6 protein-coding genes are annotated in these 8,339 nt (G+C 60.2%); 4 read left to right on the top strand and 2 right to left on the bottom strand.

Annotated features, from left to right (window positions below):
* Positions 1-189 precede the first annotated feature (189 nt).
* From purU to VJ698_RS21970, 4 genes are all read left to right on the top strand, one after another.
* Entirely contained in the window at positions 190-1,062 is an 873-nt protein-coding gene (gene purU, locus VJ698_RS21955) for a formyltetrahydrofolate deformylase (RefSeq protein ID WP_324104956.1), read from the top strand.
* A gap of 2 nt (positions 1,063-1,064) precedes the next feature.
* On the top strand, positions 1,065-1,979 hold the full coding sequence (folD, locus tag VJ698_RS21960; protein ID WP_324104951.1) for a bifunctional methylenetetrahydrofolate dehydrogenase/methenyltetrahydrofolate cyclohydrolase FolD: 915 nt from the start codon (positions 1,065-1,067) through the stop codon (positions 1,977-1,979).
* Between the two features lie 133 nt (positions 1,980-2,112).
* Positions 2,113-4,140: a hydantoinase/oxoprolinase family protein gene (locus tag VJ698_RS21965; RefSeq protein WP_324104952.1), complete on the top strand. Its 2,028-nt coding sequence runs from the start codon at positions 2,113-2,115 to the stop codon at positions 4,138-4,140.
* A 9-nt stretch (positions 4,141-4,149) separates the two neighbouring features.
* On the top strand, positions 4,150-5,016 hold the full coding sequence (locus tag VJ698_RS21970) for a hypothetical protein (protein WP_324104953.1): 867 nt from the start codon (positions 4,150-4,152) through the stop codon (positions 5,014-5,016).
* 168 nt (positions 5,017-5,184) lie between these two features.
* Here VJ698_RS21970 and VJ698_RS21975 read toward each other — a convergent pair whose 3' ends face one another.
* Together VJ698_RS21975 and VJ698_RS21980 are read right to left on the bottom strand one after the other, a co-directional pair.
* Positions 5,185-6,426: an MFS transporter gene (locus VJ698_RS21975; protein WP_324104954.1), complete on the bottom strand. Its 1,242-nt coding sequence runs from the start codon at positions 6,424-6,426 to the stop codon at positions 5,185-5,187.
* 244 nt (positions 6,427-6,670) lie between these two features.
* The gene (locus VJ698_RS21980; protein ID WP_324104955.1) at positions 6,671-7,840 is read right to left on the bottom strand and encodes an MFS transporter; all 1,170 of its coding nucleotides are present in this window, start codon (positions 7,838-7,840) and stop codon (positions 6,671-6,673) included.
* Positions 7,841-8,339 lie beyond the last annotated feature (499 nt).

An 8,339-nucleotide genomic window follows, 5' to 3' on the forward strand; every position in this document is an offset into this window, starting at 1 on the left:
TGATGGGCCACGACCAGGACTGCATGCGTTGGATCCGCAAGTTCCGCGAAGTACCTGCAGGCGCAGACGGCGCTGAGGCGGCAGGCCGGCGCACGGCGCGCCGCCGTCGTGTCGAGGCCTGATCGCTTCAACACCCAACACCCAACAACTTTCAAAAACCGTGAATTCAGGAGTTGTGCAATGTCTGTAATGATGGATGGACAAAACGTTTACATACTCAAGGCGACATGCAAGGGCGTGATCGGCACCGTCGCACGTATTACGACTTTTCTTGCCGAGCGCCGCTGCTACATCATCGAAATGTCCCAGTTCGACGATATCCTGACCGGGCGCTTCTTCGTACGTGTCGTCTTCTCGACGACGCCAGGAAGGACGCCGGCCTTCGATGATCTGAAGCGTGTCTTCGGCGAGCAAATTCCTCACGCCGAGGAAGACTTCCAATGGGAAATGCATGATACCCTCGTGCGGCCCAAAGTATTGCTGATGGTCTCGAAGTTCGACCACTGCCTCGACGATCTGTTGTATCGCCAGCGTACCGGCGATCTCAAGATGGAAGTTCCGGCGATTGTTTCAAACCACCCTGACCTCAAGTCCCTGGCCGACTGGCACAACATCCCGTTCTACCATCTGCCGGTAACGCCAGAAACCAAGGCATCCCAAGAGGCGCGCTTGTTGGAAATCGTCGCCGAGACCGGTGCGGATCTGGTGGTGCTCGCACGTTACATGCAAGTTCTGTCCCAGGACCTGTGCCGCAAGCTGTCGGGCCGCGCGATCAACATCCACCATTCCTTCCTCCCGGGCTTCAAGGGGGCTAAACCCTATCACCAGGCTCACGATCGAGGAGTCAAGCTGATCGGGGCAACCGCCCACTACGTGACCTCAGACCTTGATGAAGGACCGATCATCGAACAGGCCGTTGAACGGGTTGACCATAGCCATCGCCCGGAGAACCTTGTGGCTGTGGGGCGCGACACCGAATGCATGGCTCTCGCTCGCGCCGTGCGGTATCACATCGAGCATCGCGTCTTTCTGACGGGTAACAAGACCGTAGTTTTCCGCTAAATATGACTGAGATCATTGATGGAAAGCGCCTCGCCGAGCGCCTGCGTGCGGAAATAGGGCATCGGGCAACGCTCCTGCGCGAACAACATCGCCTCACGCCAGGCCTGGCCGTGATCCTCGTGGGCGAGGATCCTGCCAGCCAGGTTTACGTGGGCAGCAAGGCACGCCAGGCGCGCGACGCAGGGATGGAATCGTTCGAGTATCGGCTGCCACACGACACTCCCCAGGACAACCTGCTGAAACTGATCGAGCGGCTTAACGGGGAACCTGGCGTGCACGGCATTCTCGTGCAGCTGCCACTGCCGCCACAAATCGATACCGACCGGGTGATCAATGCAATCCGTCCCGACAAAGATGTCGACGGCTTTCATCCTTTCAATGCCGGCGGCCTCGCCACGGGCGGCAACGGTATCGTCCCGTGTACGCCATTGGGTTGCCTGATGCTGCTCAAGCGCCAGCTCGGCAATCTGAGCGGATTGCATGCGGTCGTGGTCGGGCGCTCGAACATTGTTGGTAAACCCATGGCTTCCCTGCTGTTGCGTGAAAACTGTACGGTCACTATCGCCCATTCGAAGACGCGTGACTTGGCTGACGAATGCCGCCGGGCGGATATTCTCGTCGCTGCCGTGGGGCGACCGCGCATGATCCCCGGTGAGTGGATCAAGCCCGGTGCTACGGTCATCGACGTTGGCATCAATCGGCTCGAAAATGTGGACGGCAAGGGGCGCCTGGTGGGTGATGTGGACTTTGACAGTGCTGTCAAAGTGGCCGGAGCGATCACGCCGGTGCCTGGCGGAGTAGGTCCGATGACGATCGCCTGCCTGCTGCACAACACGCTCGAAGCTGCTAGCCGGCAGCACGGCCTTCCCGCTCCGGCTGGCCTCATGGAGGCCGCGTGGGAATCAGTGCGCCGATGACGTTGTCTGCCGATGCGGTCGGACCATTCGGACGCGTCGGCGATGCCGTTGGGCTGTTTGCCGTGCTCGCCGTCGCTGAACAGTGCGGCGAACGGCTCGTCGACACCTGTTGATCTCCTTTGGGATACCAGAAATGAGCTTGATGTTGGGTATTGATACCGGCGGGACCTTTACTGACGCAGTACTGGTCGATGATCGACGCGAAATTGTCGCCGCCGCCAAGCAGCTGACAACCCGCTACGACCTCACGGTCGGTATCGCACGAGCGATTGACAACCTGCCGTCCGAACATCTGTCCGCGATTTCGCTGGTATCTCTGTCCACGACACTGACAACCAATTCGGTCGTCGAGGGCAAAGGGTCGCCGGTCTGTGCATTACTGATCGGCTACGACGACGGGCAGGTGCGTAATAGCGGACTGGTGGACCTGCTTGGGCCCGAATCGATCGTCATGATTGCCGGCGGACATGACGCTGCGGGTAATGAAGTTCAAGCGCTGGATGAGGAGGCCGCGCGCGCAGCAATTCTCAACTGGCGCGACAAGGTTTCGGCGTTCGCGATCTCCGCCGGTTTCAGTGTGCGCAATCCGCGTCATGAAATCCGGGTACGCGAGATCGTGCGCGAGCTCTCCAGCAAGACGGTAACTTGCGGACACGAACTCGCGTCTTCACTCGGTGCGCCGCGACGGGCCGCCACGGTCGCACTCAACGCGCGCATGATTGGTCACGTTCAGCATCTGATCGAATCGGTCGAGGCCATTCTTTCCGCCCGCGGCATTCATGCGCCGCTGATGATTGTGAAGGGCGACGGCACGCTGATCAATGCCGAATCGGCGCTGCAGCGGCCTGTCAGCACCGTGCTGTCAGGTCCGGCTGCGAGCGTGCTTGGGGCCTGCGCGCTGAGTGGTTTGCGCGACGCCATTGTCGCCGACATGGGAGGAACGACTACGGATATTGCCGTGGTCCGAAATGGGCGGCCCGAACTGAGCTTCGACGGCGCGTTGATCGGCGGATGGCAGCCGATGGTCGAAGCGGTACGTGTCTACTCGATCGGCCTCGGCGGCGACAGTGAGGTGCGGTTCTGCGGCGGGCAGGGCATCGCGATCGGCCCGCGCAGGGTGGTGCCGCTGAGTTTGCTGGCAAGCGAACATCCTGAAGTCCTGCCAGCACTGGAGGAGCAGGCCAATGCTCCGCCCAACAGCAGTCAACTACGCTTCGCGCTGCGCTTGCAGCACGACGAAGCCCTGCTCCGGAGCCTGACCAACGATGAACGTTACGCGTGGGAACGACTCGCGAGCGGGCCGGTGAATATGGAGGATGCTGCCGCCAATGATCGCCACCTCGCGCGCGCTCTGGCGAAGTTGGAGCGAAAAGGGTTGGTGATTTATAGCGGTTTCACACCGACCGATGCGGCGCATGTATTGGGTATTTCAAGTCACTGGAGCACCACCGCCGCAGTGCTTGGGGCGCGCATCTGGGCCAAGCAGATGCGCCGGCTGTACGGTTTTGGGCGTTGGCCTAATGGCGACGTGGAGGGGCCGTCGCGTCAGGTCTTCAATCTCGTCATTGACGGCATCAGCCAGAAACTGGTGGAAGCGGGCCTGCACGAGCAGAACCAGCTCGCGGCTGTTCAGGCCGACAAGATTGCGCGGTTGCTCACGGAGATGGCCATGGGGCAGCGGCGTGATCCGTCCAGGCATCCGGTTTTCTCAATACAGTTTGCTTCCGATACACCATTGGTAGCCGTGGGCGGGCCAGCACCCAGTTACTATCCCGAAGTCGCCCGCGGGTTACGGCTCGGTCTCTACATGCCGCGCTTTGCCGAGGTGGCGAACGCGGTCGGGGCAGTGCTTGGCGAGGTGGCGCAACGAATACACCTGACGATCACGCAACCGGTCCGGGGGCACTTCCGAGTGTTTACGGAGAACGGACCCAAGGATTTCCACGAGCTCGAAGCGGCAGTCGAGTACGCACGAGAGCTGGCAGCCGCAGAGGCCGCGGCTCTTGCACAGCAGGCCGGCGCGGCCTCGGTTCAGGTCGAATTCGAGTGTGCCGAGAATAACGTGACGGACGAGATCGATGGCGACATGTTCTTCGAAATGCGGGTCACGGCTATTGCTTCGGGGCCGCCGCGAAGGAGTGTAGAGGAACTCAACAAGTAGAGCACGACCATGACAGATCAGATTGACCACGAAGACGATTTCGATCTGGCGACACAGCACATTTGTGGCAAGCAGCACGAGAACAGCGTGACGAACGACATCGACTGCCGTGTGTTCTTCGCCGCGCAGGTCAATGCAAGTGCGTCCGGCAGGCCACTGCCTTCCCACAGGGTCTCCGTGCGTGATTTGCGGTTGTCACGGCTGAATACTGAGCTCGCCGCGCATGGGCTTGCGCTTCGCGGTGCGTTCGCGGTGAGAGGGGACGACGCAGTACCCCAGATACGCGATGGAGTGCCGGCTGCTACGCTCGCACTGGTCGGCAACGTCGGCTCGTCGATGTGGCCGCAATTCGCGACCTCACCGGAGTACCGCGACGGCGCGCCAGGTCCGCTCGACCGCTGGAGCAGACGCATCGGTGACGCGGTTGCGACGCATTGCGGCGCAAGTGCGCTCTACCCGTTCGGCGGCCCGCCGCATCATCCGTTCCTGCGCTGGGCGGCGCGCGCCGAGCCGACACACCCGTCGCCGCTCGGCCTGTCGATCCACCCGGTGTTCGGTCTGTGGCACGCCTACCGCTTCGCGCTCGCGTTCGACCGGTTGCCGGACGATCTCGACGCTGCACCTGAGCACGCATCGCCTTGTCTTGACTGCATCGCGCAACCTTGCCTCGATGCCTGTCCGGTCGGAGCCTTCACCGGCACCGACTATCTGGTTTCGCGCTGTGCTGCGCATCTACGCGCTACTCCTGACGGCGACTGCATGCGGCTAGGGTGCGCGGCGCGACACGCCTGCCCAGTAGGTGCGCCATTCCGCTACAATCCGGACCACGCTGCGTTTCATATGCGCGCCTTTGTCGCTGTCCGCAAGGTCGAATAGGCGAAGTGGATCGTGCTATCGTGTTTCAGGTGCTTCCGGACGAACTTGACATACTCGTGCCGCGTCGGCGAGTCGTGGGATAACGCCGGAATCGACTTGAGCGGTCTCACTTTGACCGCCTTCAGTTCGGTTACGTCGGTTCGGCGTGCCACTACGCCACGGTCCCGATCAGGTCACTTGTGATCCGTTTGCCGTTGCCATTGCCGCGATGGATTTGCGCTCACTCGGCATCGCGGCGCTGATTGCCGCGCCGCAAAGTGCGGATCCGAGGGTCACGAAATAGATTGGTTCGAACGATCCCGCGGACACTTTAAGAACTCCGCCCAGCAAGTTTCCCGCAATTCCTCCAAGTCCAATGGCGACGTTACCGAATGCAAAGACAAGTGCCGCCGCGCCCTCTCCAAAGACATGACTGATATAGGTCGGGATGAGGCCACAGATTGCGTAGAAGGAAATACTAAACGCCGCAGCCGCCAGGTAGACGAATGATGCGTCGCCGCGCCCCGACGCCTTGATAAGCGTAAAACACGATATCGATAGTAACAAGTAGGTCGCTATCAGCCCCCAACGTGCCGTTATGCGGTCGGCCAACGCTCCCACGGCGAATCCACTGGCCATTCCGACGATTCCGATGACCCTCCATGCTTCGGCTCCGGTTTCCGGATCGTATCCGGCTTCGGTGCCGACGAATGCCGAGAGGTATGTCTGGTACGGTGCACTCGAGAGGCCGGTCAGGAACATCAGTCCTAGAACTGCGCCGGTCAGCGTCTTGGGAAGGGAAGCGAGACGTGTTCGTATTGATGTCGCCGGCGAGGTGGCCGATGTTGTGGACGACCGCCCACTGAGACCCCGCAGCCGAATAAAACTAGTCAAAGCCAACGTGGTCACCAGAACGCAGGTCGCGACCCAGACTGACCGCCATCCCGACGTCGTCAGAAGGCCGGTCAGCAGGAAGCTATTGACGAACACACCATAACTGGTGCCGGATGATAACAAGCCAAGTACCTTTCCCTGATGCTGTTTCGCAACGATCTGTCGTGCAATTTCAACCATCGGCACCCATATCGCAGCCGCGCAGCCGCCGAGAATCGCTAGTAGTACAGTAAGTGTGATCACATTCGGCGCTACGGCCAAACCACCGAGTGCAAGTGCGCAGATCGCGATTGATCCGAGGACCATGGTCAGGGCGCCGTAACGCACAGTCAGGAATCCGCTCATCAACGAACAGATCATGTAACCGACTTGCACGAGGCCGGAAATCGTACCCATCATCCCGTAGGAAAATGGTATGTCCTTTCGAACAGACTCAACCATGGCAGGGAACAGGTAGAGCCCGAAGCCATAGGTGGATGCTATGAATGCGGTGAACAACAGGACCGCTTCAATCGTCCGGTTTCGATTTGGGGGCATGGGGCAAGCCTTTCTCGTATGTAGTTGGAATTGGGTTTTTTCATAGGACGAGAACTTGCTCCCTCCGTCATCGCCATAGTGCGCCGCAATCTTCAAGCCATCTGGTACATGCGCGCCGACTTATGCTCGCCGATAACGATACGTAAGTAGTTCGAATCACTTTCACGGCCTGCGTTTTCGATATCGCAAAGACGTGGCGTCGCGCGGCAATTGCTTGCGGCCACGGCTGCCTGCTTCGCGGTGCTTAATCCGACGACCGGAGGACGGCAAGCCAGCAGCACAGCAGCCCGGCCACCACGAACAGCGTGGAGAGCCCGATGACGGGTATCAGAAATCCGCTGATGACCGGACCGATGCCCTGGCCCAGCGAAATCAGGAAGAAGGTGAAGCCGAAACCGATGGATGGCGTCTCCCGAAAGATCCGCATGCTCCAAATCCCGAACAGCGCCGTCACAACGATGAAGCCTATGCCGAAGCTTGCCGCGGAGAGGTAAATGCCGAGCCTGGTTCCAATCAGGAGCGGCAGAGCCCCAACAGCTGCTCCGACCGCGATGGTCAGCGCCCGGTACGTGTTTCGCAGTCCCCATCGGTCGACCAGTCCGCCTGCAAAACAGCCAGTGACGCCAGAGATGCCGAGCACGATCCAGAACACGATGGAATCGCGCGGATTGCCCGTCAGAGCCAATAGCAGGTCAACGGCATAGGTCCAGTAGACAGCCGTGACGACCCCGAAGAGCAGGGCCGCAACGAAGAGAGGTCTTGCGGATCGGTGAAGCAGGACTCTCATCGACACCGCCGCCGCGGTCTTGCTGGATCGGGCGCCCCGCCGAGGCACTGTGAGCATGTTCCATAAAGTGATTGCTAGCGCGAGAACCGCGAAGATCATCCAGGCCAGGCGCCAGTTTTCCCCCGCGTAAAGGGCGAGCGGACCGGCAAGAGCCACACCGAAGCCGGTGCCGGAGTTGATCCATGCATAGATGGAATTCTGTCGGCCGGGCTCCGTATGACGGACAATGACATCGGAAAAGGGAGGGTAAGCGAGACCCGGACTGGTTCCGGCCACGAAAACGCCCAGGGCGAGGACCCAGGGATCCTGGGCAACGGCAATGATCCCCATGCCCAACGTCGCCGCAATTCCTCCAAGGAGGATCGGCAGCCTCGGTTCAACGACGGTGGACAGCCATGATCCGACGAAGGTCGTCACCAGGTAGCCCAGATAGGACGAGCCTGCGATCAAGCCGATCATCTCCGTAGACAGGCCAAATTCAAGCCGAATTTCCGGCAGGAATAGACCAAAAGAATAGCGTGCGAGGCCATATGTGACGGCCACAATGGCAAGGCCCGCTGCGGTCAAGCCACGGTCATTCACAATCAGATAGTTGGCCGGGGGGCTGGAACTGGAGTGTCTCGTCATCTGCAAAAGTCCTGTCGGTAATCTCAACTAATCTCAATACATCCAACACGTCGCCGGACGTGGCGGCTCGGGTCACGTTGTTCGAACACATTGGCAGGTAGCCATTGATCGTTTCACTCACGACTTGGGTAGCTGCCATGCGCAATGATCACTTTTGCCCGGCTTCCGCGCGCTGGCATCATTTGGCCGCGGGCAACAGACCAATCTAAACGTCCGGCCGGGCACCGCATGTCTGGGTGCGACGGGCGCAGGCCGATTCACGACGGACGTGGCCTTGCCAGTAGTTTGGGAGAGGCTAAATGAGTTGCGGTGGCGTAATTCGGCATGCGCACGTCGTTGAGAGTCATGTTCCTATAGTCGGGTAGGCCTAACCTTCACATACCACGGAGCCGCAGGATCGGCATCCGCAACGCACCTAGAAGGAGAACATGACCATGACGGACCCGATTGACAACGACGACGATTTGGACCTGACGACGCTGCCTGACGACGAACTCGT

This window comes from Noviherbaspirillum sp., assembly GCF_035254685.1.
Taxonomy (GTDB): domain Bacteria; phylum Pseudomonadota; class Gammaproteobacteria; order Burkholderiales; family Burkholderiaceae_D; genus Noviherbaspirillum.

Bases quoted from the DNA above. Each gene is read 5' to 3' on its own strand.
- purU (WP_324104956.1), top strand. From the start codon at position 190: ATGATGGATGGACAAAACGTTTACATACTCAAGGCGACATGCAAGGGC.
- folD (WP_324104951.1), top strand. From the start codon at position 1,065: ATGACTGAGATCATTGATGGAAAGCGCCTCGCCGAGCGCCTGCGTGCG.
- VJ698_RS21965 (WP_324104952.1), top strand. From the start codon at position 2,113: ATGAGCTTGATGTTGGGTATTGATACCGGCGGGACCTTTACTGACGCA.
- VJ698_RS21970 (WP_324104953.1), top strand. From the start codon at position 4,150: ATGACAGATCAGATTGACCACGAAGACGATTTCGATCTGGCGACACAG.
- VJ698_RS21975 (WP_324104954.1), bottom strand. From the start codon at position 6,426: ATGCCCCCAAATCGAAACCGGACGATTGAAGCGGTCCTGTTGTTCACC.
- VJ698_RS21980 (WP_324104955.1), bottom strand. From the start codon at position 7,840: ATGACGAGACACTCCAGTTCCAGCCCCCCGGCCAACTATCTGATTGTG.